Here is a 25693-nt window from a genome sequence, read left to right on the forward strand (position 1 = left end):
GTCCGGTTCAGTCTGAACCGGACAGACGCTAGATTCTTTTGTTTTCGTTTGTCTTTTCGGGAAAACCGGTTCCCACTTTTCCCTGACAAACTCTAGGCGGCGGCTGGAGGCTTGATCTGGCAATCGGCGTCTCCCCGGTGCCTGATGGTCACGGCGGTGCCGGGATTTGCATCGCTCACCTGGATTTCGCCCTCCAGGTTCCGGGCAAGCGCTTCGATGATGCCGGTCCCCAGGCCAGACCTGGGGGCAAGATCGCCGGTCGGCATGCCGATGCCGTCGTCGGTGACGGAAAGCGTCCAGTCGCTGCCCGTCGAGCAATAGTCGATGACGATCGTGCCGGTCTGTTGACCCGGAAAGGCGTGCTTGAGCGCGTTGATCACCAATTCGGTCACGATGAGCCCAAGGCTGACGGAAACGCCGGCTTCCACCAAGCTGTCATCGACGTTCACCGATATCGAAAGCCGGTCGTCGTCGGCGATCATCGACGCGCCGAGGCTTTCGCAAAGCTGCGTGAAATAGGTGTGCAGTTCGACATTGCCAGTGCTGGACGTGGAAAGCTGCCGTTGCACGGCCGCAATCGACATGACCCGGTGATGGGCGTTGCGAAGGTGGCCGCGCGCTTCCTCCGATTGCACCTGGCGTGCGCTCTGCATGAGGACGCTGGCAATGATCTGAAGGCTGTTTGCGACCCGGTGCTGAACCTCCTGCATCAGGATGGCCTTCTCCCGGATAAGCTCATCTTTCAGCTTCGCTTCGGCGCGCGCGTCCGTCACGTCGGTGATGGCCAGCAGAAGCCGGACATGCGCCGTGTCGCCGTCGTCGAGGAGCTGCGCATTGACGATCAACTGCCGTGGTTTCCGGTTCGGCCGCTGGAGGTCGATTTCGTAGGCCGCGATCCGCGCGCTTCCGGAAGCGGTCGCCTTCAGGAGCGAGGCGAGCTTGGGCATCGCCCATTCACCGTTTCCGAGCGAAGCGAGCGGTCTGCCGGGAATTGTCGCCGGATCGATTTCGAATGTCCGGCAGAACGATGTGCTCGCTGCAATGACCGTCAGGTCCTTGGAGAGGAAAAGCAGCGGCTCGTTCGATGAAACGACAACGGCAAGGGTACTGGCCGCTTCGAAATGGACGATCGGTTCGGTTGACATGGAAATGGCCCTCGAGGGCCGAAAACTCGCGGGGGCACGAGCCATCACTCGGCAGGAACGTCGCCGGATGCAATCCTCATGCCGACGTTCTGGCAAACCATATCATATCGAGCCTGAACAGGCTCTACACTTAATCGGCATGGTGACGGCGCCATCCAGTTTTTCTTCGCCTCACAGTTCGGTGAAAGCACGCACTTAAAAGCAAATGAAATCGTCAGCCAGCAGAAGTCGATTGTCGAAGAGCAGGTGAACCTGCGCACCGCGGAGATCGAGGGCGCGCTTGAGGGAAAGACACTAATTGCGGCTCCAGTCGCGAGCAACCGGTGCCCCTGTGACGCAGTGCTACGCAGCCGAAATGGCTCCGCACCGCAACCCGCGCCTAGGGAAGCAGATCGCCAGCGTTCGCTCGACAGAAAACGATTAGAAAATCTAACAATTTTGTTCGACTTTCTAAATTGAGCTAAGCCCTCAACGGGCATACCTTCCTCTCCAAGCTGCTCGGGAGGCGGCTGGGAGTGGCGGCGGGTTCGCCTTCCCCGGAGGAGACAAGGCTCATTATGATGACTGCGACCGATGGAGCGCTTGGCGCTGCCGCGCGCTCGTCGATGCGCCCACTTCAGCGGGACACTCCTCACAATCATCCCCTAGCTGAGGACCTGTCGATGAACCTTTATTCCCTTCTTTCCCTGCGCGCGGCCAACGGCCGTCCCGTTCGTGTGGCGCTGATCGGCGCCGGCAAATTCGGTTCGATGGTCCTGGCACAGGCCCAGCGCATCGCCGGCTTGCATATGGTAGCGGTGGCCGACCTCGATGTCGCCAAGGCACGCGAATCCATGCAGCGTGTCGGCTGGGCCAAGGAGCGCTACCAAGCGCAGAGCTGCGGCGACGCGCTGAAGACCGGCCAGACCTTCGTGACCGACGACGTCAATGCGATCTTCGATTGCGACGAGATCGAATGCGTCATCGAGGCGACCGGCCACCCGATCGCCGGTACGCGCCACGCGCTCGGCGCCATCGAGAGCCGCAAGCATGTCATCATGGTCAATGTCGAGGCCGACGTGATGGTCGGCCCGATCCTGGCGGAAAAGGCCCGCGCCGCCGGCGTCATCTATTCCATGGCCTATGGCGATCAGCCAGCGCTGATCTGCGAACTCGTCGACTGGGCGCGCGCTACCGGCTTCGAGGTGACCGCCGCCGGCAAGGGCATGAATTTCGAGCCGCGCTACCGCTATTCTACGCCGGACACGGTATGGGGGCTGTTCGGTTGGACTGAGGAACAGGTCGCCGCAGACAACCTCAATCCGAAGCTTTACAATTCCTTCACCGACGGCACAAAGGCGGCGATCGAGATGGCGGCTGTTGCCAACGGTACAGGCCTCGATTGCCCGGATGACGGCCTTGCCTTCCCGCCGGCCGGCCTGCACGATCTGGCGCGCGTCTTCCGTCCCGCGAGCGACGGCGGCCGCATGGCCCGGTCCGGCCTTGTCGACATCGCGGCCAGCCAGGAGCCGGACGGCCGCGAGGTCTTCAACAACATCCGCTACGGCGTCTTCGTCACCTTCAAGGCGCACAACGAATATGCTCGCGCCTGCTTCAAGCAGTACGGCCTCCTGACCGATCCGTCTGGCTGGTATGCCTCCATGTGGCGCCCGTTCCACATCATCGGCCTCGAGACCTCAGTCAGCGTCCTGTCCGCCGTGCTTCGCAACGAGCCGACGGGTTGCTCGAAGGAGTTCCGCGGCGATGCGGTGGCTACCGCAAAGAAGGACATGCAGCCCGGCGAGATGCTGGACGGCGAGGGCGGTTACGCCGTCTGGGCGAACGCCATCCCGGCGACCCGTAGCCTCGACCTGAAGGCGCTGCCGATCGGCCTTGCCCATAACGTCAAACTGAAGCGGCCGATCAAGAAAGATCAGATCGTCAGCTTCGACGATGTTGAGATCGTCAACGACCTCGATGTCGTGACTCTGCGCCAGGAAATGGAAGAACGCTTCCGCCCCGGCCAGGATGCGGCGGCCTGATGGCGCGGGAAGGGAAAGGGAAGATGGAAGCCTTCGTCGTCATAGCCGAGTTTCGCGTGCGGCCGGAAAGGCTTGCGGAATTTCTGGTGGCCGCCCGCGACGATGCTGACCATTCGGTGGCGGATGAGCCGGGATGTCGACAGTTCGACGTCATACAGCCCGAAGGAAAAGACGGCACTGTCGTCTTCTACGAGGTCTATGACAGCCGCGAGGCCTTCGACGCCCATCTGCAGACGCCGCATCTAGACCGGTTCCGCACAGCGTTCCCGCCCCTCATCCTGGAGGAGCGGCCCGTCCGTTTCTTGCAACGTCACTATCCGTGAAGGGGGGGCACCATGGCCGAAGCTGTGAAACGGATTGCCGTCATCGGGACCGGCATCATGGGCGGCCCGATGGCCGGGCGGCTCGCCGATGCCGGTTTTCAGGTAATCGCGTGGAATCGGACCCGGGACAAAGCGGATGCGCTGTCGTCCCGCGGCGTCGTTTCCGTGGGATCGGCGGCGGAAGCCGCCGTCGGGGCCGACGTTGTGATCTGCATGCTCAGCTCCGGTCTCGTCTGTGAGGACGTGCTTCTCGGCAGCGACGGCGTGGTGGCCACGATGAAGTCCGGTTCCGCGCTCGTCGTAATGAGTTCCATTCCGGTGGAAACGGCGGTGCTCATAGGCAAACGGGCCGTCGAACGAGGCCTGGCCTATAGCGACGCCCCGGTTTCCGGTGGCGAGAAGGGCGCGCGGGAAGGCACGCTCGCCATTATGGCGGGCGGCGTCGAGGCCGATGTCATGGCGCTTTCCGCCGTCTTCGCCTGTCTTGGCCGGGTGACGCAAGTCGGCCCCGCCGGCAGCGGCACGCTGACGAAGCTTGCCAACCAGCTCATCGTCGCCTCGACGATCTGCGCGGTTGCCGAGGCCTTGACCCTCGCCGAACGAGGCGGGGCGAACCCCGCCCGCGTGCGCGAGGCGTTGCTTGGCGGCTTTGCTGACTCCACCATCTTCCGCCAACACGGGCTGCGGATGGTGACGGGCGATTTTCGCCCCGGCGGGCCAGCGAAATACCAGGTTAAGGACACATCGACGGCTTTGGCCTTTGCCCATAGCCGGGGATTGCGACTGCCGGTCGGCGAGGAGGTCGACCGGCTCTACCAGGCCATGGTCGACAACGGCGATGGCGATCTGGATCATAGCGGAATCATTCTTGAACTTCGGCGCATGAACGAAACCGCGCAACCGACGGCTTGTGCCTGACATCAACTTTTGGGAGGATTTGACATGAAACGCATGACCATTCGCGGCCTCGTCGCGGCAGCAACCCTATTCTCGGCCTCGTTCGCCGCGGCCGAAACCCTGACGCTCTCGACGCCGGATGCCGATACATCGGAAATCACCCTTGCCGCCAACAAGTTCGCCGAGTTGGTCTCGGCCAAGACGAACGGCGAGCTCACCATAAAGGTGTTTGCGAACGGCACGCTCTATGGCGGCGATCCGTCGGCGGGCGTCAAGCAGCTCGCGGGCGGCTCGCTGGACATGCTGCTGAACTCGACCTCGCTCTATGCCACCTTCAATCCCAAGTTCACGGCCATCGCCATTCCCTACCAGTTCCGCGATATCGAGCAGCTGCGCGCCTATCTCGACAGCGACCTCGGCAAGGAATTGCAGGGCGATCTCAGCAATATCGGCATTCTCGGGCTCGACCTCTGGTCTCGCCCGCTGCGCCAGATCACCAATTCGAAGCTGGCGATCACCGCGCCGGCGGACCTCAAGGGCATGAAGCTGCGCGTGCCGAACAATCCGCTCTGGGTGGAATTCTTTGGCGCGATGGGCGCGGCTCCGACGCCGATGGCCTTCGCGGAAGTTTATAACGCCCTGCAGCTGAAGGTCGTCGACGGGCAGGAGAACCCGCTCAACGTTCCGGTCAGCGCCCGCCTGTTCGAAGTGCAGAAATACGCGACGATCAGCAATCACATCGCCGATGCCTGGGTGCTCGGCATGAATCCGGCGCGCTACGAGGGCCTCAGCGATGCCTTCAAGGCCGCCTTGCAGGAAGCTGCCAAGGAAGCTGAGGCCTGGAAGGCCCAGAACGACGCCGCGGATATCGCGAAGTCGCTCGAAACGCTAAAGGCGAACGGCATGGAGGTCAACGAGCTGACCGAGGAACAGCGCCAGGCCTTCGTTGCGGTCGCCGCCGGACTGTCGGAGAAATTCGCTGCTCTCGTGAAGGACCAGTCCTTCTTCGATCGCACTCAGTCCTTCGCTAAGACGAACTGATGCCCCGACCGGCACCTTGTTTTCGGACAGGGTGCCGTCTTATCCGGCTTCGGTCTCATTCCTGCGGAAAGGCATTCCCATGCGTGCTCCCTTGCGTTCCCCACTCGGTACCTTCGTGAAGATCATCGCCGATGTCGCGGCGGGTGCGGCGTGCGCCGGCATCCTGATCGTCGTACTGGTCCAGGTCGTCGGCCGCCTTGCCGGGCATCCGTTTCCCTGGACCGAGGAAGCGACGCGCTTTCTCTTCATCTGGATGGTATTCCTCGGCCTCGCGGCCGGTTTCAGGACGGTCGAAAGCGCGCGCGTCGTCGTCTTCCTCGTCATGGCGCGCCGGCTCTTCCAGCATCTCGCCGTGCCGATCTATATCCTGTCTTCGGTCTTCTTTTTCGGGATGATGGGCTGGACCGGCCTGACGCTGGTGCGCCAGCAGATCATGATGAGCGAGACGGCCGCGACGCTGCCCATTCCCATGTGGATGATCGGTATGGTGATGCCGGTTTCCGCGGTCATCGCGATCCTTGCAATCTTCGATTCTCTGCGCAGCCGCCGCGACCTCATCGCGCTTCCTGAACTCGGTTTGCCGGCGGGCGAAAGCGCCCATGCTGACATCTCCATCTCATCGGGACATTGATCTATGTCGCTCTTTCTCCTCTTCTCCTTCTTCGGGCTGAGCATGCTCGGCATACCGCTCGCCGTTGCGCTGGCGCTCGCCGGTGTCGCGACGCTCTGGCTCTACACATCCATGCCGATGGACCTGCTTTCACAGACGATGTTCTCCTCGATGAACTCCTTCCTGCTGGTGGCGGTACCGCTTTTCATCCTGGTCGGCACCGTGATGGAGCGCGGCCGGGTCGCCGAACGCATCTTCGACTTCGCGGAGGCGATCGTCGGCTGGCTTCCGGGCGGTCTTGGCCATGTCAACGTGATCTCGTCGGTGATCTTTTCAGGCGTGTCCGGCTCCTCGGTCGCCGATATCGCGTCGGTGGGAGCCATCGAGATCAAGGCGATGGAGCGGCATGGGTTTCCGAAGGGCTATGCCGTCGGCATGACGCTCTGCACGGCGACGCTCTCCTCTATCATCCCGCCCTCCATCCTTGTCGTCATCGCCGGCTCGATTGCCAACGTCTCCATCGGTACCCTGCTGGTCGCCGGCCTGGTGCCGGGCATGTTCATCGCCTTCGCCTTCCTGGTCTTCAACCACTTCTATTCGGTCTATTACGGCTACAATCCGCCAACGCCGTTCAACTTCCGGCTTGTCGTGGTGACGGGCCTGCGTGCCATCCTGCCGATGCTGACCCCGCTGATCCTTATCATCGGCATCGCCAGCGGACTGTTCACGCCCACCGAGGCAGCGGCAATAGCTGTCGTCTATGTCGCCGTGCTCGGGCTTCTGGTCTACAGGACCCTTCCGATCCGCGAGATCCCGGAAATCCTTATCTCGACGGCGCGCATTTCCGGCACGATCCTCTTCATCGCCGCGACCTCGCAGCTTGCCGCCTGGATATTCACCTACGATGGCCTGCCCGAGAAGGTAGCCGACCTCCTGCAGGCGATGAGCCTCGGTCCGCTCACGGGCATGCTGGTGATCTTCGTCTTCCTGCTGATCATCGGCATCTTCATGGAGGCGATCCCAGCCATGTTCATCCTCATCCCCGTGCTGATGCCGCCGGTGCAGGCACTGGGCATCGACCCGATCCACTTCCTGATCGTCACCGTCATGACGCTGACGCTCGGACTGGTGACCCCGCCCGTCGGCGTCTGCCTTTTCGCAGCCGCGCAGGTTGCCAACATGAAGGTCGAGGACGTCATCCGCGGTTCGCTGGCGCCGATGGCGGTGCTGACGCTCGCCATTTTCGCGCTGGTGCTTTTCCCGATCCTCACACTCGGCCCTATCCGATTGCTCGGGATGTATTGACGATGACCGATGCGGTTCAAAACCTGCGCTCCAAAAGGGCGCAGGTTAGACATATCCTCGTGATGGGCATTGCCGGCACGGGAAAGAGCGTGACCGCCAGCCGGCTTGCCGCTGCGCTCGGCGGCATCTTCATCGAAGCGGACATTTATCACAGCCCTGGGAACGTCGACCGTATGAGCCGAGGCGTCGGTCTGACGGATGAAGACCGTTGGCCGTGGCTGGCAGCCGTTGCAGATGCCGCGCTCGGCGCGGAAGCCTCGCCTGCGATCGTCGCCTGCTCGGCCCTCAGGCGTAGCTATCGCGACTTCCTCCGCGCGCGGATTGGAGCGTTCCCGATCCTCTATCTCACCGGCTCCCCGGAGATGATCGGCGAACGCCTCGCCCATCGCCGGAACCACTTTGCCGGCGGCTCGCTGCTCGAAAGCCAGTTGCAAACTTTGGAGGCGCCGGCGGACGACGAGGATGTCGTGCACCTCGATATCCGCTTGCCGCCCGATGCCATCGTCGCGGCCGCGCTTGCCCGCCTCGATGGCCGTACTGCGGCCGGCGGCTGATCCTCAGCCTTTCACCGCCCAGGCGTCGCGTTCTTGGCGCAGCCAATCGAGGAAGATGCGGACCTTCTTTCGCCGCAGGTGATCGAATGGGCAGACGATCCATTGGGTCACCAGCCGGAGTGCCGGATAGGAGGCGACGGGGCAGACAAGCCGACCCGAGGCCAACTCTTCCTCCATCATTAGCGTGCTTTCAAGCGCAATGCCCATCCCGCGGGCCGCCGCGTCGATCGCCATATGGCTACGGTCGAACAGCACGCGCTGCCAGCGATCGGTAGACGTGACACCCGCCAGCGGAAACCATGTCGTCCATTGCGCCTGGGACTTGGCGGAATGGATGAGGCGAAAATTCGGGAGGTCTTCGGGAGTGAGGCTGCCGGCGGCCGCATAGTGCGGTGCACAGACGGGTATGAATTCCTCCTCCGCAACGCCTTCGACAAATAGCCCCGGCCATCGGCCATCGCCATGCCGCAACTCGATGTCGACGATCTCCTGGTTGAAGTCTGTTGGCTCGTTGGTGCCGTCCAGCCGGACTTCCAGGTCAGGCTGCTGGTCGAGAAAAACCCCCAGTCTTGGAAGAAGCCACTTGTTGGAAAGCGTCGGCGTCGCCCGGACGATGAGGCTTGTCACCGATCGGAACCCCTTGATCGTGGCCGTCGCCTCGGCAATGTGCTCGACCTGATCGGCGATCATCGAGAAATAGCGCTCTCCCGCTTCCGTCAACACGATACCGCGGCCCGCTTTGGCCAGCAACGAAACGCCGAGCTGCAGTTCAAGTGCCTGAATCTGCTGGCTGACGGCCGATGGTGTGACGCTGAGTTCCTTGGCAGCACGCGAAATGCTGCCGGCGCGAGCGGCTGTATGGAAGACGAAGATCGGCTTGATGGGTATGTGCATCGGGGATTGTCCGCAGAAGAGTCGCTTTCTTAAACCACCTGTCGTCCATCCCGCCAAGCACCGAGCAGTCGTCAAGGCAGCAATGCGCAATCTGCACAGCATCGGTGGCATGCCAAGCTGTAAAGTCCTGCCAGGAAAACGAGGACAAGACGATGCGCTCGACCGGCAGCCGCAAATCGCAGAACACCACCCGCCGTCTTTGGGAGTTGTTCATAAGCGCCCGCACCTATCAGGCGCGCCAGCTTCTTAAAACGCGCGGCAACTAATTTCTCAATTCAACTGCGCTTTATCGTAGCAGCCGAGCCTTCAATCGGCGCATCTCGTCGGGTAGCAGACCCGCATATTTCTTGCGCAAAGTAAAATGCGTCGCGTGGCTGATCCCGGCCTTCCGGTATATGTCAGCCACCAGCACACCCTCGTAGCCCTGCTTCAATATAAGCGCCTTCTGGGCGTCCGAAACCTTAGATTTCTTTATGCTTCCGCTCCTTCTCCCGGCCGGGAAATTACCGCGGAAAAATCCAGTTATGAATTGTCCAATTTTTGATAGTCAGAGCAGCCCGCTCGACTTCACATATGGGACATTTTCACAAGCCGTAACAGCCGGAGCGCTGGCGTTCAATCTCGCTACGGACATCCCAGCGCGACTTGCGCGGCATTTATTGAAGACTGGCGTCTTGCCTTGGCCCTGGCCGCTTTCCTCACCGTCGTCATCGTGAACACCATCAGCTCAATGAGGTCATATCCGCTACGCGGCGTCCCAACTGACCCTCAGGGTCCGCTAAATCCAGCACGACGTTCATGTGGTTGAGACCGCGCACCGGCAGCAGTTCCGAGGCGGTGTTCTCAGCGCTTAGCTTCTCACATAGAGCAGTCGCCTGTTTGTGGAACGGAGGTGTTTCATCTCCGCCGAACGCGATGATCCGTTGAGGGCAAGCAAGCTGGTTTGACGTCAGAGGTGACCAGGCCGTTGCTTCCGCCGCCGTCATCTGGGCTTCGTCCCGCAGAAAACTATGTGGAATTCCCGCTAGATCGTAGATCCCGCTGACGAGCAGAAGCCCTCTGATAGAGGGGAGGGATGACTTCGCCGTCTCCTGCGGGCCTCTTGCCGCGAGAAAAGAAGCCAGGTGTGCGCCAGCCGAATGGCCGCTGACCGTGAGCCTGCGAGCGTCTGCGCCAAAATCGCCGGCGTGTTTCTCGAGCCAGAGCACGGATCGCCGCACCTGGTCGACCAGCACCTGAAGGCGCTGGCCGGGCATCAGGTCATATTCGACTATCGCGGCAACACCTCCGGCCGCAAGGACCGGCGCAGCGACGAGGTGATAGTTTTCCTTTTCACCGGAACGCCAGTAACCGCCGTGGACGAACACATGCAGGGGCGCGCCGGCTCTGAGGCGCGGAGGCAGAATGATGTCCAGGACCTCCCTGTCACGCGCGCCGTACCGGATATCGGCCAAAACCTCCGCCGTTTCCGCAAGCCTCCGGCTGCGTTCTGCAAATTCGGCGGCAATGGCATCGAAGTCGGGAACGAAGTCACGAATCCGATAGAGGTCCTGAGACGTCATGGTGGTTTCCCTCACAGTTAGTAATCCACTGCGTAATACTTGGCCTCCATGAATTCCAGTATGCCGGTGACGCCCCCTTCACGGCCGAGGCCGCTCTGCTTGACGCCGCCGAAGGGAGCTGCCGGGTCCGACATCAGCCCCCTGTTGATGCCGAGCATGCCTGTTTCGAGCTGTCTTCCAACCCTCATGGCCCGTTTCAGGTCCTGGCTGTATATGTAGGCGGCGAGGCCGTATTCGGTGTCGTTGGCAAGCCGGATGGCGTCCTCTTCACTTTCGAACCGATAGACCGGCGCGACGGGCCCGAAGATTTCCTCACGCGCGATCGCCGCGTCGGTGGGCACGTTTTCGAGGACTGTCGGTGGGTAAAAATAGCCGTTTTCTGCCAGAGGCTTGCCGCCGGTGGTCACGCGTGCGCCCAGTGCGATCGCATCGGTGACGAGCCTGTCGATCTTGCGGACGGCGTTCGTGGTGATCATGGGGCCGCATTGCGTGGCGGGATCATATCCCGGCCCCACCTTCAGCGCGGCCATGCGTGCCGTCAGGCCCGCGACGAAAGCGCCGTGTATGCCTGCCTGGACGTAGAAGCGGTTGGCAGCGGTGCATGCTTCGCCGGCGTTGCGCATCTTGGCAATCATCGCGCCGTCGAGAGCGGCCTCCAGATCGGCGTCGTCGAAAACGAGGAAGGGAGCGTTGCCGCCGAGTTCCATCGAACAACTGACGACCGATTTTGCGGCTTCTGCGAGAAGCGTCCGGCCAACACCCGTCGAGCCCGTGAACGAAAGCTTGCGCACACGTGGATCGGCGAGCATGGCGTTTGTGACCGCACCCGGTTTGCTCGTCGTGAGTACGTTGACGACGCCCGGCGGCACGCCCGCCTCCTCGCCGAGGCGTGCCATGGCGTAGGCCGTCAGCGGCGTTTCGGATGCCGGCTTAAGGATCACCGTGCAGCCGGCCGCCAGCGCAGGGCCGATCTTGCGGGTAGCCATGGCGGCCGGAAAATTCCAGGGCGTGATCAAGACGGCGATACCGATCGGCTCGTGATCGACGAGGATGTGGTGCGAGCCGGAGGGCGTGTGGCGGTATTCGCCGGGCACACGGACTGCCTCTTCGGCATACCAGCGGAAGAACTCGGCGGCATAGGCGACTTCGCCGCGTGCGTCGGGCAGCGCCTTGCCGTTCTCCAGCGCGATAAGCGTGGCCAGCTCCTCGGCGTGCTGCGTCATAAGCTGGAACCAGCGGCGCAGGATTTCCGAACGTTGCCGGGCCGGCGTGGCCCGCCACCCGGAGGCTGCGGCCTCTGCGGCATCGACGGCGCGCATCGCATCCTCGACGGAGGCATCCGCAACCTCGGCCAGTTTTTCACCCGTGGACGGATTCATGACCGCTATTCCGTCGCCCTTGCGCCATTTGCCGCCGATATAAAGGCCGGCGGCGTGCAGGGCGGGATCGGCATAGCCTGTGATCTTGGCATGGAAGGTCATCGTGGGAATCCTTTTCAATTCAGGCACGAACGGTCGCCATGGTAGGCGGCGGTGACAAGGTTTCGCATTTCGTCGAGGTTCAACGGACGGGGATTGTTCTGGATGAGGCGCGCGATGCCGATGCTCTGTTCAGCCACCCAGGGAAGCCGGCTTTCTTCAAGCCCAAGGTCTTGCAGCGTCGACGGGATGCCGATCCGGGCGAAGAGGGAAGCGAGCGCGGGAATGACATCGTCAGGTCCTGACAGCTCCGCGGCCTGCGCTATCTTGGCAAGCTCGTCGCGGATGACGGGTGCGTTCCATGTCATGACATAGGGCATGAGGCAGGCGACGCCGAGACCATGCGCGGTATGGGTGAGGGCGCCGACAGGATACTGGATTGCATGGGCTGCGGCGGTTCCCGCCACGCCGAAGGCCAACCCTGCCAGTGTCGCGCCAAGCATGACCTTTTCGCGCGCCGCACGGTCGCCGCCATTCGTACATGCTAGTTCCAAGCCCTGCCAGAGCAGCGAGATGGCGCTGAGCGCGAACTGATCGGAGAGCTCGTTCTTGCCGACGAAGACGCGCTGTTGTGCGATGCCGGGAACGGGGTCGCGGCGGATTGCGGTGAAGGCCTCGAGCGCATGCGTCAATGCATCGGCTCCGGCGATTGCGGTCAGTGCGGGTGGGCAGGAGAGGGTAAGCTCCGGGTCGCAGATGGAGACGGTCGGAATGAGATGCGGGCTTGAAATGCCGACCTTCAAGCTTCGTTCGGCATCGGAAAGCACGGCGACGGGTGTTACTTCCGAACCGGTACCTGCGGTGGTGGGAATAGCGATCAGCGGCATGACCGGGCCGGGCACGGTATGCTCGCCGTAATAGTCCTGTGGTCGCCCGCCATGCGTGAGAAGCAGCGCCACGCATTTGGCCATGTCGAGGCAAGAGCCCCCGCCGATACCGATGATGAGGTCGGGCGAGAAGTTTTGGGCATTTTCCGCGCTTTGTACGGCGGATTCGACGGGAACGTCCGGTAGGGTCGAGCTGTCGACGGCAACCGCTATGTCGGCTTCCTTGAGCTGCCTGACGAGCATGAGGAAATCGGCATCCGCGGCAAGGCGTGTATCTGTGATGACAAGCGCACGCCGACCGAGCCTTGCAGCGATGCTGCCGAGAGCATGTCGCTGCCCCGCGCCAAACAGCAGTTCGCGCGGCGCTCTCAATGTGCCGAAAAGGTTCATTCCGTTTCTCCTCCGATAATTCAGGCGGCTTCAAGGGCCAAAAGGTGTTCCAAAAGCGGTTGGGGCAGCTCTATTCCCGAGCGTTCCGTCGCGGCGCGGCGCTGGCGCGCGCCATCGCCGGGAACGGCCACTGGGCTTGCGGGATCGGACGGGTGAGAGCCGCGCAGACGGTCGAGATAGGATGCAAGCGACCGGACACTGCCGTCTCCCGCTGCCGCATCGATGAGAATGAGGAGATCGCCCTTGTTGGCGGCGTGGATATCGTCGAGCGTGCCGCGTACATCGGGTGCGAGGTCTGAGCCGGCCAAGGCGGCGACCAGAAGCTCGATCGCAAGGCCCAGCCCATATCCTTTGGCGCCGCCGAACGGGGCGATGGCACCCGTCCTCGCAGCGTTCGCATCCGTTGTCGGCCGACCCTCTGCGTCCACGGCCCAGCCGGGTGGGATGGGCATACCACGCATTGCGTGATGGTTGATCTTGCCCATTGAGACGACGCTCGTCGCAAGATCCAGGACGAAGGGCTGATCGCCAGAAGGGATTCCGATGGCGACGGGATTGGTGCCCAGCATTGCCTGCGTTCCTCCGAAGGGGTGAACGAGCGCCTCGCTGGTCGACATGACGACGCCGATCAGGCCACTCCTCGCCGCCGCCTCCGCGTAGTAGGCGAGCATGCCGATATGGTTGGCATTGTGGATTGCGGCGATGGCGATCCCTGTCTCGCCAACGACGGGGCGCATTGCTTTCAAGGCCTGCATGACCACCACCGGCCCAAGGCCGCGCTCACCATTGACGCTAAGAAATGAGCGCCTGCGCCATGTTCCGCTTCCGCGTGCCTGTCCATCGGCCAGGCCCTTGTCCAGCCGTGAAAGGATGAGAGGCAGCCGTTGCAGGCCATGGGAAGGCAGGCCGCGCAACTCTGCTTCCAGAAGAAGATCAGCCTGAAGGCGAGCATGGGCGGAAGGGACGTTGCGTGCTTCGAGGAGCGCGCTCGCCATTCCCCGGAGCCGTGCCGGTGCGAGGTTCATTTTTAAATCCTATATCAGATCATATACGATATTGTATTTGACATGCGATATCTTATTTGCAACAAATGCCGGCATGTCAAGAAGCAGCCGGAGAACGTAAGTGGCATTTGCAGCGGAACGGGAAGCCCGAGGGGCAAGCCTTCGACCGAGCAGTGTGGTCGATGGCGTCTATGACAACATCTACCACCGGCTGATGTCTCTGGAGATTGCGCCCGGCGCCCGGATTCCGATCGACGTGCTCGCCCGTGAAATCGGCGTTTCCCAGACGCCGATACGCGAGGCCTTGAGCCGTCTGGAGCGCGAAGGTCTTGTACGCAAAGAGCACCTTGTCGGTTATAGCGCGGCGCCCCAGTGGACCAGGAAGCAGTTCGAGGATCTCTACGTTTTCCGTCTGCTGGTCGAGCCGGAGGCCGCAAGACTGGCAGCGATCAACATGACTCCCGATGCACTGCGGCAGCTTGAAAGCTCTGCTGCGGACATGGGCAATGGTGCGGCACCCGTCGATCGCAACACGCGGTACTCGCGCTTTGCCCGCGCCGACGCGCATTTTCATGATGCGATCCTCAAGATCGCGGGAAATGAGGTCATTCGCAACACGCTGTCGAACCAGCATGTTCACTTGCACATCTTCCGGCTGATGTTCCACACGCGGGTGACCCAGGAGGCTCTTGAGGAGCACGAAAACCTGCTCGCAGCATTTCGATCGGGTGATCCGCAGGCGGCGTTTGATGCCATGCGCATTCATATCGACCGTTCGCGCGACCGGCTGCTTTCGGCTTTCGAATGAACGCGGTCCTCTCTCCTCAATCCCTCGCGCCGCCGGTGGATACGGCGGCTGCCGCCCTTCGGACCGAGAAACTGGGCAAGGCTTACGGCCAGATCACCGTCCTTTCTGACGTCACCCTTGATGTACGTACCGCAGAGGTTCACGCCATCATTGGTGAAAACGGTGCCGGCAAATCGACGCTCATGAAGTTGTTGTCCGGTCACGTCGCGCCGACGGAAGGCCGGCTACTCTTGGACGGCAGGCCGATCGAATTTCGAAACGCGGTGGAGGCGGAACAGGCCGGCATCGTTTTGGTGCACCAGGAAATTCTGCTGGCACCGGATCTGACTGTCGCAGAGAACTTGTTTCTGGGACGTGAAATGGGCCGCGGCCTGATGGTCGATGATCGCGGGATGAACCGCCGGACCGCCGAACTACTTGCGAAAGTCGGCTCGACGGCGCGTCCGCGAGATCGTGTCGGTGAGCTGCCGCTTGCCCAACGCCAGCTTGTGCAGATCGCACGCGCACTCCTTGATGAGCGAAAAGTGGTCATCTTGGACGAGCCGACGGCGGTTCTGGCCAATGATGAGGTCGCGGCGCTGCTCGACATCGTGCGGATGCTGCGCGATCACGGGGTGGCGGTGCTCTATATTTCTCATCGTCTCGACGAGGTGCAGGCGCTTGCCGACCGCATCACCGTTCTGCGTGATGGCCGGATGATCGGCACCTGGCCAGCCGCAGGCCTCAGCCAGCGTGAAATGGCCGAGCTGATGGTCGGGCGCGAACTGGAGATGCTCTATCCCCACAAGCGCCCTCCGACCGAAGACACGCCGATCCTCTCCGTTGCGGATTTGGCGGTTGATCATGGTTCCGATGGGGTCAGCTTCGACGTCCGGCCGGGCGAGGTGCTCGGTATCGGCGGCATGATCGGCGCGGGGCGCACCGAACTCATCGAAGGGCTGATGGGCCTTCGTCCCTCGCAGGCGCGCAGTGTCGTTCTCAACGGCAAGGAGATCAAGCACCGCTCGGTCCGCACGATGATGGAAGCCGGTCTCGTCTATCTGACCGAAGATCGAAAGGGAAAGGGCCTGCTTCTGGAAGAGAAGCTTGGCCCGAACCTGACGCTTCAGGCGCTCGATGCCGTCAATCCGGGTTCTGTTCTGGACAAGCGGGGAGAGCTTGCCCGGCTTGAGAAAACGGTGGCGGACTACGATATCCGCGTCCGTTCTCTTCGCCTCGAAGCGGGGAAACTATCGGGGGGGAACCAGCAGAAGCTGCTGCTCGCCAAGGTCATGCTGGCCGATCCCTCGGTGGTGATCATCGATGAGCCGACACGCGGCATCGACATCGGCAACAAGAGCCAGATCTACGACTTTATCGACGCCATGGTGCGGGCAGGCAAGGCTTGCATCGTCATCTCGTCGGAAATGCCGGAGTTGGTGGGGCTCGCCGACCGTGTTCTGGTGATGAGGGCCGGCAAGATCGTCGCCGAACTTCGCGGCGCAGAAATCAATGAGGAAAACGTCGTCTACGCAGCCACCGTTGGCGGGCGCGCAGATGACCGGGAGGACGAACATGACCGCAGCGACCGCAACCATAACCCCCACTGACGAAGGAAGCCGCATCCGCTGGGCAGACCTTGCGCCGTTCATCGCTCTGGCCGTGATCGTTTTGCTGGGTGCGTTGGTAAATTCCAACTTCGTTGCGCCGGCAAACCTGATCAATGTCATCACGCGCAGCGCCTTCGTCGCGATCATCGCGGTCGGAGCGACTTTCGTCATTTCATCCGGTGGCCTCGACCTTTCCGTCGGCTCCATGATGGCCTTCGTCACGGGCATCATGATCATGGTGATGAACCATCTCGCGCCGGCATTCGGGACGTGGGCTCTTCCGATGGGGGCAGGAGTGGCGCTTGTCGTCGGTGCGCTGTGCGGGCTTTTCAACGGGCTCATCGTGACCGTCGGGAAAATAGAGCCCTTCATCGTGACGCTCGGCACGATGGGCATCTTCCGGGCGTTCATCACCTTCATGACGGACGGCGGATCGTTGCCGATCGACCGGAGCCTGCGTGAAGCCTATCGGCCGGTCTATTTCGGCAGCCTTTTCGGCATTCCCTATCCGGTCCTGATCACCTTCGTCGTGGTGATGCTGGGCGCGTTCCTGCTCTACAAGACGAAGTTCGGTCGCCGCCTGACGTCAGCAGGTTCGAATGTCGAGGTGGCACGCTTTTCCGGCGTCAATGTCGCTGGCGTCCGCACTGTTGCCTATGTCATCCAGGGTATCTGCGTCGCCGTCGCGGCGATCTGCTACGTGCCGCGCCTCGGTGCGGCGACGCCGACGACCGGTCAGCTTTGGGAGCTGCAAGTCATCACCGCCGTCGTGATCGGCGGCACCCTTCTGCGGGGTGGACGGGGACGCATCGGCGGCACCGTGGCCGGCGCGCTCATTCTCGAGGTCATCGCCAACGTCATGGTCCTGTCGGACATGGTTTCGGAATACCTCGTCGCCGCCGTGCAGGGCGCGATCATCATCATCGCCATGCTGGCGCATCGTTTTACCGCCAACCGCTGAAAACAGCACTGACTTCAAAGGAGGAGAAAATGAAGTCTATTATGCAGAAAGCCGGTCTGTTGTTGTCGACTGCCGCACTTGTCCTCGCTCTGCCGCTCGGCAGCGCACGGGCTGAAGGGGAGAAGGTCACCATTGCCGTCTCTATTCCTGCGGCGACGCACGGATGGACCGGGGGGGTCGTCTATCACGCCGAGCAGGCCGAAAAGGAAATCGAGGCGGCATTCCCCAATATCGATGTCGTCCTGTCCACCGCTTCTTCTGCTCCCGCGCAGGTTTCCGCACTGGAAGACCTCTCGGCAAGCCGCAAGCTCGATGCGCTGGTCATTCTGCCCTTCACGTCGGAAGAACTGACCGGTCCGGTCGAGCAGATCAAGCAGAAGGGCACCTTCATCTCCGTGGTCGATCGTGGCCTCACGGATCCTTCGGTCCAGGATCTCTATGTAGCCGGCGACAATATCGCGGTCGGCGCCAACACGGCACACTGGCTCGCCGACAAGCTCGGCGGCGAGGGGCAGATCGTCGTGCTGCGCGGCATTCCGACCGTGATCGACGACGAGCGCATCAAGGGCTTCTCTGATGTCATCGCCAAGACGAACATCAAGATCCTCGATATCCAGTATGCCAACTGGAACCAGGACGAAGCCTTCAAGCTGATGCAGGACTATCTTGCGAAGTATCCGAAGATCGATGCCGTCTGGGCAAACGACGACGACATGCTGCTTGGCGTCATCGAGGCCGTCGACAATGCCGGTCGCAAGGACATCAAATACGCTCTCGGCGGCAACGGTATGAAGCAGGTCATTGAGATGGTGAAGGAGAAGAACGAGCGCACGCCGATTTCGACGCCGTATCCGCCGTCGATGATCAAGTCCGCCATCTACATGACTGCGGCCCAGTTCAACGGGCAGGCGCCAGTGCGCGGTTCCTTCCTGCTCGGAGCTCCGCTGATCACGCCGGACAACGCCGACCAGTTCTACTTCCCCGATTCCCCGTTCTGACCCTTAGCGATGCCCGGCCAGTCCGGGCATCGTCCCATCATTGACAACAGGAGATATGACATGAGCGGCAAGAAGATCCTCATGCTGACCGGCGAGTTCACCGAGGAATACGAGATTTTCGTCTTCCAGCAGGGGATGGAAGCGGTGGGCCACACGGTCCACGTCATCTGCCCGGACAAGAAGGCCGGAGACCGTATCAAGACGTCGCTGCACGATTTCGAAGGCGACCAGACCTATACGGAAAAGCTCGGCCACTATGCCGACATCAACAAGACGTTCTCCGAGGTTCGGGTCGAAGAATACGACGCGGTCTATGCCGCAGGCGGTCGCGGCCCCGAATACATCCGCACCGACAAGCGTATCCAGGACATGGTTCGCCATTTCCACGAGACCGGCAAGCCGATTTTCACGATCTGCCATGGCGTGCAGATCCTTATGGCCGTTCCCGGTGTGCTCAAGGGTCGAAAGGTCGCCGGCCTGGGTGCCTGCGAGCCCGAAGTGACGGCCGTCGGCGGCATCTATATCGACGTGAAGCCGACGGAAGCTTTCGTTGACGGTAATATGGTTTCGGCCAAGGGCTGGACCGGGCTTGCCGCCTTTATGCGCGAGTGCCTTAACGTGCTCGGCACGAAGATCACGCACGCCTGATCGCCGTTTAATTGCGAGATAGACCGTCGGGCAGGAGCCCGGCGGCCGAGCAGCTTGCAGGAAGCATCGATATATGAGATGCGCGCCTCCCGATCTTTTACGCCAACACCCTTCGCTACACCAAGAAATGCAATGCCTTTCCGACGGTTCCTTTCTCTTTCGGAACGCGCTTCCCGCATTTACTCTCATCACATTCACATCGTCGGCATCTACCGCGACCACCGTCAAGGTGATCGACGGCTGGGAAGGTGGTGGCCGATGACACTGACGCTCGATCAGTCGGCGATAAAGGCAGGCGAAACGACGTTTCTCGTTCTTCACGCACAGATCGCCACGGGAGCAAAGCGACTATCGTTCGGTCTCCAGCCGTTTTGGTACCTCAGTGGCCACGGCCGCCAGCAACTGAGGCGTATCATAGGGTTTGCTGAGAATGGTTGCTCCCAACTCATCTTTGACAAGTGATGTGTCGCCGGTTGCAAATACGATTGCCGCCGAAGGCCTCAGGAGACGCGCGCGCTCGGCTAGCACCTGTCCCGAGGCGCCTGGTAGATTGACGTCCGTTACCATCACATCAAAGGGTACTGTTTCGAGAGCAGCCATCGCTTCTTCTGCACTGCCGGCCTCTACAACGATATTGCCGGCATCTTGAAGAATATCAGCGGTGCTCATTCGGATAAGCGGGTCATCCTCCACGAGGAGAATGGTGAGCTGTAATTTTGGCTCCTCCAGCTCCGGTCGCGTTTGTTTATGGGGCAGGGGATCCGGTTGGCGGGCTTGATTGCGTTGCCGCTGATTGTTGAGCACATGTCGAAACTTTCGGGCCAGCGCGTCGCGCGTGTAGGGCTTAGATAGGAGCTCCACCCCCGCATCGAGCTTGCCACCATGCACGATAGAATTTTCCGTGTAGCCGGATGTGAACAAAACCGCGATTTCGGGTAGCCTCTCGCGCGCCTTTCGTGCGAGTTCGGGACTTTTCAAGTCGCCGGGCATAACGACGTCGGTGAACAGGATGTCGATGGAAATACCGCTGTCGAGGACACTGAGCGCGCTTGCCGCATCGACCGCCTTAAGAACGCGATAGCCGAGGTCGGCCAGCAAAGCGACCACGGTTTCGCGGACGTCTTCGTCGTCCTCAACGACGAGAACCGTTTCCGTCCCGCCAGCGATGGGTCCATGGTCGACTGCAACCTCGATGTCCTCGGTTTGCATAGCGCGGGGCAGATAGAGCTTGATTGTCGTTCCGTGGCCGAGTTCGGAGTAGATTTTCACATGGCCGCCGGATTGCTTTACGAAGCCATAAACCATCGACAGACCGAGGCCTGAGCCCTTGCCTTCAGCCTTCGTGGAGAAGAATGGCTCAAACACTTTTTCGATGATTTCAGGGGCAATTCCAGATCCGGTGTCCGTCACGGCGAGCAGCACGTACTGGCCCGGCGTTACCTCGTCATGCGTGAGCGCATAGGCGTCGTCGAGGTGGGCATTGGAAAGCTCGATCGTCAGCTTTCCCCGGCCATCCATCGCATCTCGCGCATTGATCGCCAGATTGAGAAGGGCATTCTCGATTTGCGCCGGATCGATGAAGGTGTTCCACAGACCTCCTGCCACGATCGTCTCGACTTCGACCGCTTCACCGATAGCGCGCCGAAGCATATCGTCCATGCCGTGCACGAACCGGCTGACATTGACGACCTTCGGTTCGAGCGCCTGACGTCGGCCGAAGGCGAGAAGCTGGCTTGCCAGTTTCGCGCCACGGCTTACGCCCGCCAGTGCATTCGAGACACGCCGTTCGGCGCGCTCGTTGCCGGCTATATCCCTGGCAAGAAGGGCGAGGTTTCCCGACACGACTTGCAAGAGGTTGTTGAAGTCGTGTGCCACGCCGCCGGTCAGTTTTCCGATCGTCTCCAATTTCTGAGACTGAGCCAGCTTGGCCTCGGCCTGGCGGCGTTCGTTGATCTCGGAGATGACGCGCGCTTCAAGCGTTTCGTTGAGTTGGCGCAACTGCTCTTCGGCGCGCAGGCGGTGTGTGACCTGGCGCGCGAGCGCTTCTGCCTGCTCTCGCAAAGCGGCCTCGGCCGCGCGCTGGTGGGTGATGTCGCTGTGAACTCCGACCCACTCAGCAATCTCACCGGCCGGACCGACAATCGGCAGGGCCCTGATGGCAAACTGACGCCAGGCACCGTCGTGGCGACGAACCCGGTGTTCATGAACGAACATGCTCTTACTGGAGACAGCCGAATTCCAGGCAGCGACGCTTGCGGCGGAATCGTCCGGATGAACGGCGGTCGCCCAGCCGTATCCTTGATACTCATCAGGCGACTGTCCCGTCAGCGCCGCCCAGCCTGGTTGCTCACCAACCATCCGACCGTCTGCGCTATTGGTCCAGAGTATGCCGTGAACAGCATCCATCGCGGTACGAAAGCGTGCGTTGCTGATTTCCAGCGCGGCCTCGCGGAGCGCTCTCTCCTGCACATCGATGCCGAGAATGTGGACGCCGGGAATTGAACCGTCAGGCTCGATATGGGGGACATAGCGAACCTCCAGGCGCCGGACCGATCCGTCGCCGCGCGGCATGTTCGTCTCGGAGGTAAAGGCTTCCCCCGACAATCCCCGATCGATCGAGGCACGCCGATCCTGATAGGCGGCGTCTCCAATCATCTCCTTCACATGCCGGCCGATCATGGTCGCAGGGTCAACCGCAAACCAATCGCGATACGCAGCATTTGCAAAGCGATAGATGTGATCGCGATCGACATAGGAAACCAGCATGGGAACGGCGTCGGTGACCCGCCGCATTTCTGCTTCTCTGGCGGCAAGCTTTGTCTCAAGCGAGATGCGGGCACTGTTATCGACGATCGTGCACATGACGCCGCCAACGTCGCCGCCCGCATCATAGACCGGCGTATAGAAGAGATCGAGGAACATCGTTTGAGGACCGTCTGGCCGCTCGAAGACGATAGGCTGATCTCGGTGAAAGGTGGTCTCGCCTTTCAGTCCCGTTTCGAGAATTGGACGGTTCCAATCCCAGACATCAGGAAACGCTATCGCGACCGGAGACCCCATCGCCATGGGATGACGATCGCCTGCGATTTCCCGGTATGCATCGTTGTAAAGCATCACATGCTTGGGACCCCACATCAGCACTTTGGCAACCGGGGAGTTAACGATATTGCCGACCGTCGCGCGCAACTCATAGGACCAGGTATCCACAGAGCCCAGACCGCTCTTGTGCCAGTCCATTTCGCGTATGAGAGCGCCGCACTCACCGCCTCCTATCGGCCAGCCAGACAAGCGTGCGGCCGAGGTCGCATATCCGCCGTCACGGAGCGAGCGAAGGGCCGCACGGACGACCTCGCTGGCATTGGCGTAGTCGCCTGATGCCAGGCTATCGTTGATGAAACCCTCGAGTTCGGGGGTAAGCGATACATTGCGTGACTGGCGACTGATCATGGCCGTCAGTGGCAGCTCACCATGACTGTGTCAACAGATGTCACGAGGTGTTTAGGGTGACTATCGCTGCGGAACAAATTCGCTGTCCAAGCCGTTTTCCGCAACGCAAAATCGCAACGCATCAATGATTGGAGCAACCTTGGAGCAGCGAGATGATTGGCACCTGACGGATAGGCTTCATTACTCGCATGGAAGGGGCGATCCGTTTGCCGCGGCTGTACGTGCGACACGCATGCCAATGGTGATCACCGACCCCTCCCAGCCCGACAATCCAATCGTCTTCTGCAACGAGGCGTTCCAGTTGCTGACCGGTTACGGTCAAGACGAGGTGCTTGGAAGAAACTGTCGCTTTCTCCAGGGACCTGAGACGGATAAAGCCGCGGTTTCAAAAATCCGGGACGCTATCTCCAATGGTGTCAGCCTCTCCATAGACTTGTTGAACTATCGCAAAGATGGCTCGACGTTTTGGAACGCCCTCTACCTCAGCCCGGTACGAAATGATGACGGCACAATCCAGTTTTTCTTTGCCTCACAACTCGACGTGAGCAAGCACGTAAAAGCCAACGAAATTGTCAGCGAGCAGAAATCGATTGTCGAAGAGCAGGTGAAACTGCGCACTGCGGAGCTCGAGGCCGCACTTGAGGCAAAGACACTGCTGCTGCATGAGGTCGATCACCGCGTCAAAAACAATCTCACCATGATTGGATCGCTTTTGCGGCTCCAGTCACGGGCAATCGGTGACCCCGTGATCGCGTCGAAGCTCGAGAATATGATGGAACGCATCGATGCTCTCGCGACGGTTCATCGCACGCTTTATCAGTCAGACGATGTAACAAAGTTCGATATCGGAGAATTCGCGGCCAAGCTCGCCGAAGATGTGATCGGCTCGAGTGGGCGCGGCAATATTTTGCTCACATCGAATGTGGAACCCATATTGGTCGCCGCCGACAAGGCGTCCTCCCTTGGACTGGTTTTGAACGAAATTCTCACGAATGCCATCAAGCACGGCTTGGCTGATGGCAGAGCCGGCACAATCGCGATTACCGGAGTATCGAATGGAGACACCGCGACGGTTGTGGTGGACGACGACGGGAAAGGCATGCAGAGCCAACCACCTGTCGGCCTCGGCCAGACGCTCATCAACCGACTTGCCGCTCAGACAAATTCTACAGTCGCCTGGTCAAACCTACCGCAGGGAACACGCGTTACGCTCACATTGAATGATCGGAATTCATAATGGACAGGCCGAAACCACCTTTGAGCATTCTCATCGTAGAAGATGAGCCTCTCCTTGTCATGGACGTTGAAATGATGGTGGAGGATGCAGGACATACTGTCGTCGGGGCGGCCGCATCGCTCTATGACGTTGAGGCTTTGAATATCCGGAGCGCGCCCAACATCGCTTTCGTCGATATGCAGCTTGCTCGCAACACCAATGGCCTTGAGGTGTGCGCATATATCCGGCAGCGCTGGGAACACACCATCATCATATTCGTGACGGCTAATCCCAAGAAAATTCCGGAGGACTTCGCCGGTGCTCACGGCGTAATACCCAAGCCGTTTTCTCGCCATGGGTTTATGAACGCTCTGGTCTACCTGCAGGAAAGCGTGTGTACACCGCCGCCGGTCACAGCGTTGCCAGGGAGCTTCGTCGCATCACCCCACTTGGCTGCGACGTGGTGACATCAACGCCAAATTGATCTGCCCCGTATGGTGATCCGTTTGGAATTTTATTGCAGCTCGGCCTGCTGGCCACTGCCGTTGTTGACGCCGGTCCGTTCTGGCAAGGCAAGACGGCTGCTTCGGGTGCCGGTGGCTTGTAGCCCAGCGATTAGTGGGGCCACACGGTGTTGTAATGCTGTCTCCAGTTTTCGATGATGATCTTGTTCGATAGGCAATCGTTTCACTGGATCGATTGATTTCCGTCTCACCCTTGAGCGTGTAGAAGATTTCTCCGTAGCAACTCATCGCGGAGTTTCGAGTGGAAACTCTTGCAATAACCGTTCTCCCATGGACTGCCCGGCATGATGTAGGCTGTCTTGGCACCCACTGTCGCGATCCACTCCCGTCGCGCCTTGGCGATGAAGTCCGGGCCATTGTCCGAACGAATAAGGGTGTCTTTCGGCGCGCAGGATGAAGAGGTCGGAAAGCACGTCGATGACATTGACTTCAGCTTTCTCTCGACCCTGATGGCGATGCATTCCCACGTCAATTCGTCGATAACGTTGAGCGGATTTTGTGCGTGCGATCCTCGACGAAGTCGTAGAACCAGACATGGTTGGGGTATTCCGGTCGAAGCCGGATACACGAGCTGTTGTTCAACCATAACCGTCCACGCTTGGGTTGCTTGTGAGGCACCTCCAGCCCCTCCCGCCAACAGATACGCTCGACCCGCTTGACGTTCACCATCCAGCCAGCCCGATGCAGCATCGCAGTGATGCGCCGATAGCCATAGCGGCCATACTGGAGAGCGAGCGCCGTGATGTCGGCGGTCAACGCTGCTTCGTCATCCGGGGTCTTTGCGATCTTGCAGCTGCGTCGAACGATGCTGGCCGACAACCCGGCATGCCCGGCGTTCGGACACGCCCAAGTTCCTCGATGGCATCATCAACGCAAGCGCGGCGGGCGGGGCTCAGAAGTTTCCCTTTGGCGGCCTTGGCAAGGATCGTCTTGTCAAGCGTGAGATCGCAAACTGCACGCCGAAGCCGGGCATTCTCGGCCTCCAGTTCCTTCAGCCGCTTCACCTGGTCGCCCTTCAGGCCGCCGTATTCAGACCGCCACCGGTAATATGTAACTTCCGTCACGCCTATCGACCGGATCGCTTCCGCCATCGACTTTCCCTGTGCATTCAGCACGTCAACCTGACGAAGCTTCGTGACGATCTCATCTGCCTTGTGTCTTTTCGCTGCCATTTCAATGTCCTTCTGAGGCTTATAAGCCATACGTCATGAAGGATCACTTTGCAGGGGGCAGGCCAGCCTGATGGAGCGATCTTGAAGGTTGCCTGCGCGGCCGGCATCCAAGTCAGGCAGCTCTTCCGCTGGCGCAAATAGCCGTGCGAACCTAGATATTTCTAATTTCAAGGATGTAAGCCCCAATAGAAAAAACGCTGTTTGCATTTTATTAAGATTGTTCGCAAAGACTGCTCTTGGGGACGGGCGAAATTCCAGGGGTGCACGTTGTGTGTAAAC

The 25693-nt window shown here is 60.7% G+C and carries 21 protein-coding genes and 2 pseudogenes; 14 read left to right on the forward strand and 9 right to left on the reverse strand.

The window, feature by feature from the left end; genetic code table 11:
• Positions 1–92: 92 nt before the first annotated feature.
• On the reverse strand, positions 93–1145 hold the full coding sequence (locus ACOZK4_RS07300) for a sensor histidine kinase (RefSeq protein WP_421591300.1): 1053 nt from the start codon (positions 1143–1145) through the stop codon (positions 93–95).
• 662 nt (positions 1146–1807) lie between these two features.
• Here ACOZK4_RS07300 and ACOZK4_RS07305 point away from each other — a divergent pair.
• The 7 genes from ACOZK4_RS07305 (at position 1808) to ACOZK4_RS07335 (ending at position 7896) form a co-directional block, all read left to right on the forward strand.
• Positions 1808–3166 carry an NAD(P)H-dependent oxidoreductase gene (locus ACOZK4_RS07305; protein WP_313525939.1) on the forward strand — a complete coding sequence of 453 codons (1359 nt, stop codon included), beginning with the start codon at positions 1808–1810 and terminating at the stop codon, positions 3164–3166.
• 23 nt (positions 3167–3189) lie between these two features.
• Positions 3190–3489: a putative quinol monooxygenase gene (locus tag ACOZK4_RS07310; RefSeq protein WP_313525942.1), complete on the forward strand. Its 300-nt coding sequence runs from the start codon at positions 3190–3192 to the stop codon at positions 3487–3489.
• A gap of 12 nt (positions 3490–3501) precedes the next feature.
• Positions 3502–4407, forward strand: coding sequence for an NAD(P)-dependent oxidoreductase (locus ACOZK4_RS07315; RefSeq protein ID WP_421591302.1), 906 nt, complete (start codon positions 3502–3504; stop codon positions 4405–4407).
• A 24-nt stretch (positions 4408–4431) separates the two neighbouring features.
• Entirely contained in the window at positions 4432–5427 is a 996-nt protein-coding gene (locus tag ACOZK4_RS07320) for a DctP family TRAP transporter solute-binding subunit (RefSeq protein ID WP_421591303.1), read from the forward strand.
• Between the two features lie 79 nt (positions 5428–5506).
• Positions 5507–6058 carry a TRAP transporter small permease gene (locus ACOZK4_RS07325; protein ID WP_421591305.1) on the forward strand — a complete coding sequence of 184 codons (552 nt, stop codon included), beginning with the start codon at positions 5507–5509 and terminating at the stop codon, positions 6056–6058.
• Between the two features lie 3 nt (positions 6059–6061).
• Positions 6062–7342 carry a TRAP transporter large permease gene (locus tag ACOZK4_RS07330; RefSeq protein WP_313525954.1) on the forward strand — a complete coding sequence of 427 codons (1281 nt, stop codon included), beginning with the start codon at positions 6062–6064 and terminating at the stop codon, positions 7340–7342.
• 2 nt (positions 7343–7344) lie between these two features.
• On the forward strand, positions 7345–7896 hold the full coding sequence (locus ACOZK4_RS07335; protein WP_421591306.1) for a gluconokinase: 552 nt from the start codon (positions 7345–7347) through the stop codon (positions 7894–7896).
• Between the two features lie 3 nt (positions 7897–7899).
• On the opposite strand, the gene ACOZK4_RS07340 is transcribed toward ACOZK4_RS07335, so the two are convergent.
• The 6 genes and pseudogenes from ACOZK4_RS07340 to ACOZK4_RS07365 all read right to left on the reverse strand — a co-directional run bounded on the left by ACOZK4_RS07340 (position 7900) and on the right by ACOZK4_RS07365 (position 14072).
• Entirely contained in the window at positions 7900–8790 is an 891-nt protein-coding gene (locus ACOZK4_RS07340) for a LysR substrate-binding domain-containing protein (RefSeq protein ID WP_421591380.1), read from the reverse strand.
• Positions 8791–9094: 304 nt separating this feature from the next.
• A pseudogene (locus ACOZK4_RS07345) lies at positions 9095–9265 on the reverse strand (transposase); the annotation flags it as partial.
• Positions 9266–9512: 247 nt separating this feature from the next.
• On the reverse strand, positions 9513–10352 hold the full coding sequence (locus tag ACOZK4_RS07350) for an alpha/beta hydrolase (protein ID WP_421591308.1): 840 nt from the start codon (positions 10350–10352) through the stop codon (positions 9513–9515).
• Between the two features lie 17 nt (positions 10353–10369).
• Complete coding sequence (locus ACOZK4_RS07355) at positions 10370–11833, reverse strand: NAD-dependent succinate-semialdehyde dehydrogenase (RefSeq protein WP_421591309.1); 1464 nt, start codon at positions 11831–11833, stop codon at positions 10370–10372.
• Positions 11834–11847: 14 nt separating this feature from the next.
• On the reverse strand, positions 11848–13047 hold the full coding sequence (locus tag ACOZK4_RS07360; protein ID WP_421591310.1) for an iron-containing alcohol dehydrogenase: 1200 nt from the start codon (positions 13045–13047) through the stop codon (positions 11848–11850).
• Between the two features lie 20 nt (positions 13048–13067).
• Positions 13068–14072, reverse strand: a complete 1005-nt coding sequence (locus ACOZK4_RS07365) for an Ldh family oxidoreductase (protein WP_421591312.1) — start codon at positions 14070–14072, stop codon at positions 13068–13070.
• A gap of 100 nt (positions 14073–14172) precedes the next feature.
• On the opposite strand from ACOZK4_RS07365, the gene ACOZK4_RS07370 reads away from it, so the two are divergent.
• From ACOZK4_RS07370 to ACOZK4_RS07390, 5 genes are read left to right on the forward strand one after another with little or no spacing between them, the layout of a single operon-like run.
• Entirely contained in the window at positions 14173–14859 is a 687-nt protein-coding gene (locus tag ACOZK4_RS07370) for a GntR family transcriptional regulator (RefSeq protein ID WP_421591313.1), read from the forward strand.
• On the forward strand, positions 14856–16448 hold the full coding sequence (locus ACOZK4_RS07375; protein ID WP_421591314.1) for a sugar ABC transporter ATP-binding protein: 1593 nt from the start codon (positions 14856–14858) through the stop codon (positions 16446–16448). Before ACOZK4_RS07370 ends, ACOZK4_RS07375 begins: the two co-directional genes overlap by 4 nt.
• On the forward strand, positions 16414–17409 hold the full coding sequence (locus tag ACOZK4_RS07380) for an ABC transporter permease (protein WP_421591315.1): 996 nt from the start codon (positions 16414–16416) through the stop codon (positions 17407–17409). Before ACOZK4_RS07375 ends, ACOZK4_RS07380 begins: the two co-directional genes overlap by 35 nt.
• A gap of 29 nt (positions 17410–17438) precedes the next feature.
• Entirely contained in the window at positions 17439–18407 is a 969-nt protein-coding gene (locus ACOZK4_RS07385) for a substrate-binding domain-containing protein (protein WP_117372189.1), read from the forward strand.
• Positions 18408–18467: 60 nt separating this feature from the next.
• Positions 18468–19055 carry a DJ-1/PfpI family protein gene (locus tag ACOZK4_RS07390; protein WP_421591316.1) on the forward strand — a complete coding sequence of 196 codons (588 nt, stop codon included), beginning with the start codon at positions 18468–18470 and terminating at the stop codon, positions 19053–19055.
• Between the two features lie 348 nt (positions 19056–19403).
• Here ACOZK4_RS07390 and ACOZK4_RS07395 read toward each other — a convergent pair whose 3' ends face one another.
• Positions 19404–22502: a PAS domain-containing protein gene (locus ACOZK4_RS07395; protein ID WP_421591318.1), complete on the reverse strand. Its 3099-nt coding sequence runs from the start codon at positions 22500–22502 to the stop codon at positions 19404–19406.
• Between the two features lie 124 nt (positions 22503–22626).
• On the opposite strand from ACOZK4_RS07395, the gene ACOZK4_RS07400 reads away from it, so the two are divergent.
• Together ACOZK4_RS07400 and ACOZK4_RS07405 are read left to right on the forward strand one after the other, a co-directional pair.
• Positions 22627–23739: a histidine kinase dimerization/phosphoacceptor domain -containing protein gene (locus ACOZK4_RS07400; RefSeq protein WP_313525991.1), complete on the forward strand. Its 1113-nt coding sequence runs from the start codon at positions 22627–22629 to the stop codon at positions 23737–23739.
• 20 nt (positions 23740–23759) lie between these two features.
• The gene (locus ACOZK4_RS07405; protein ID WP_313525995.1) at positions 23760–24185 is read left to right on the forward strand and encodes a response regulator; all 426 of its coding nucleotides are present in this window, start codon (positions 23760–23762) and stop codon (positions 24183–24185) included.
• A 58-nt stretch (positions 24186–24243) separates the two neighbouring features.
• Here the strand turns inward: ACOZK4_RS07405 and ACOZK4_RS07410 are convergent.
• Positions 24244–25414: pseudogene (locus tag ACOZK4_RS07410) on the reverse strand (IS3 family transposase); the annotation flags it as partial.
• Positions 25415–25693: the final 279 nt, after the last annotated feature.

The sequence above is a fragment of the Shinella sp. M27 genome, assembly GCF_049199905.1.
Classification (GTDB): domain Bacteria; phylum Pseudomonadota; class Alphaproteobacteria; order Rhizobiales; family Rhizobiaceae; genus Shinella.

Bases quoted from the DNA above. Each gene is read 5' to 3' on its own strand.
- ACOZK4_RS07390 (WP_421591316.1), top strand. From the start codon at position 18,468: ATGAGCGGCAAGAAGATCCTCATGCTGACCGGCGAGTTCACCGAGGAA.
- ACOZK4_RS07350 (WP_421591308.1), bottom strand. From the start codon at position 10,352: ATGACGTCTCAGGACCTCTATCGGATTCGTGACTTCGTTCCCGACTTC.
- ACOZK4_RS07320 (WP_421591303.1), top strand. From the start codon at position 4,432: ATGAAACGCATGACCATTCGCGGCCTCGTCGCGGCAGCAACCCTATTC.
- ACOZK4_RS07335 (WP_421591306.1), top strand. From the start codon at position 7,345: ATGACCGATGCGGTTCAAAACCTGCGCTCCAAAAGGGCGCAGGTTAGA.
- ACOZK4_RS07360 (WP_421591310.1), bottom strand. From the start codon at position 13,047: ATGAACCTTTTCGGCACATTGAGAGCGCCGCGCGAACTGCTGTTTGGC.
- ACOZK4_RS07380 (WP_421591315.1), top strand. From the start codon at position 16,414: ATGACCGCAGCGACCGCAACCATAACCCCCACTGACGAAGGAAGCCGC.
- ACOZK4_RS07340 (WP_421591380.1), bottom strand. From the start codon at position 8,790: ATGCACATACCCATCAAGCCGATCTTCGTCTTCCATACAGCCGCTCGC.
- ACOZK4_RS07330 (WP_313525954.1), top strand. From the start codon at position 6,062: ATGTCGCTCTTTCTCCTCTTCTCCTTCTTCGGGCTGAGCATGCTCGGC.
- ACOZK4_RS07395 (WP_421591318.1), bottom strand. From the start codon at position 22,502: ATGATCAGTCGCCAGTCACGCAATGTATCGCTTACCCCCGAACTCGAG.
- ACOZK4_RS07355 (WP_421591309.1), bottom strand. From the start codon at position 11,833: ATGACCTTCCATGCCAAGATCACAGGCTATGCCGATCCCGCCCTGCAC.
- ACOZK4_RS07315 (WP_421591302.1), top strand. From the start codon at position 3,502: ATGGCCGAAGCTGTGAAACGGATTGCCGTCATCGGGACCGGCATCATG.
- ACOZK4_RS07325 (WP_421591305.1), top strand. From the start codon at position 5,507: ATGCGTGCTCCCTTGCGTTCCCCACTCGGTACCTTCGTGAAGATCATC.
- ACOZK4_RS07310 (WP_313525942.1), top strand. From the start codon at position 3,190: ATGGAAGCCTTCGTCGTCATAGCCGAGTTTCGCGTGCGGCCGGAAAGG.
- ACOZK4_RS07305 (WP_313525939.1), top strand. From the start codon at position 1,808: ATGAACCTTTATTCCCTTCTTTCCCTGCGCGCGGCCAACGGCCGTCCC.
- ACOZK4_RS07400 (WP_313525991.1), top strand. From the start codon at position 22,627: ATGATTGGAGCAACCTTGGAGCAGCGAGATGATTGGCACCTGACGGAT.
- ACOZK4_RS07375 (WP_421591314.1), top strand. From the start codon at position 14,856: ATGAACGCGGTCCTCTCTCCTCAATCCCTCGCGCCGCCGGTGGATACG.
- ACOZK4_RS07365 (WP_421591312.1), bottom strand. From the start codon at position 14,072: ATGAACCTCGCACCGGCACGGCTCCGGGGAATGGCGAGCGCGCTCCTC.
- ACOZK4_RS07385 (WP_117372189.1), top strand. From the start codon at position 17,439: ATGAAGTCTATTATGCAGAAAGCCGGTCTGTTGTTGTCGACTGCCGCA.
- ACOZK4_RS07300 (WP_421591300.1), bottom strand. From the start codon at position 1,145: ATGTCAACCGAACCGATCGTCCATTTCGAAGCGGCCAGTACCCTTGCC.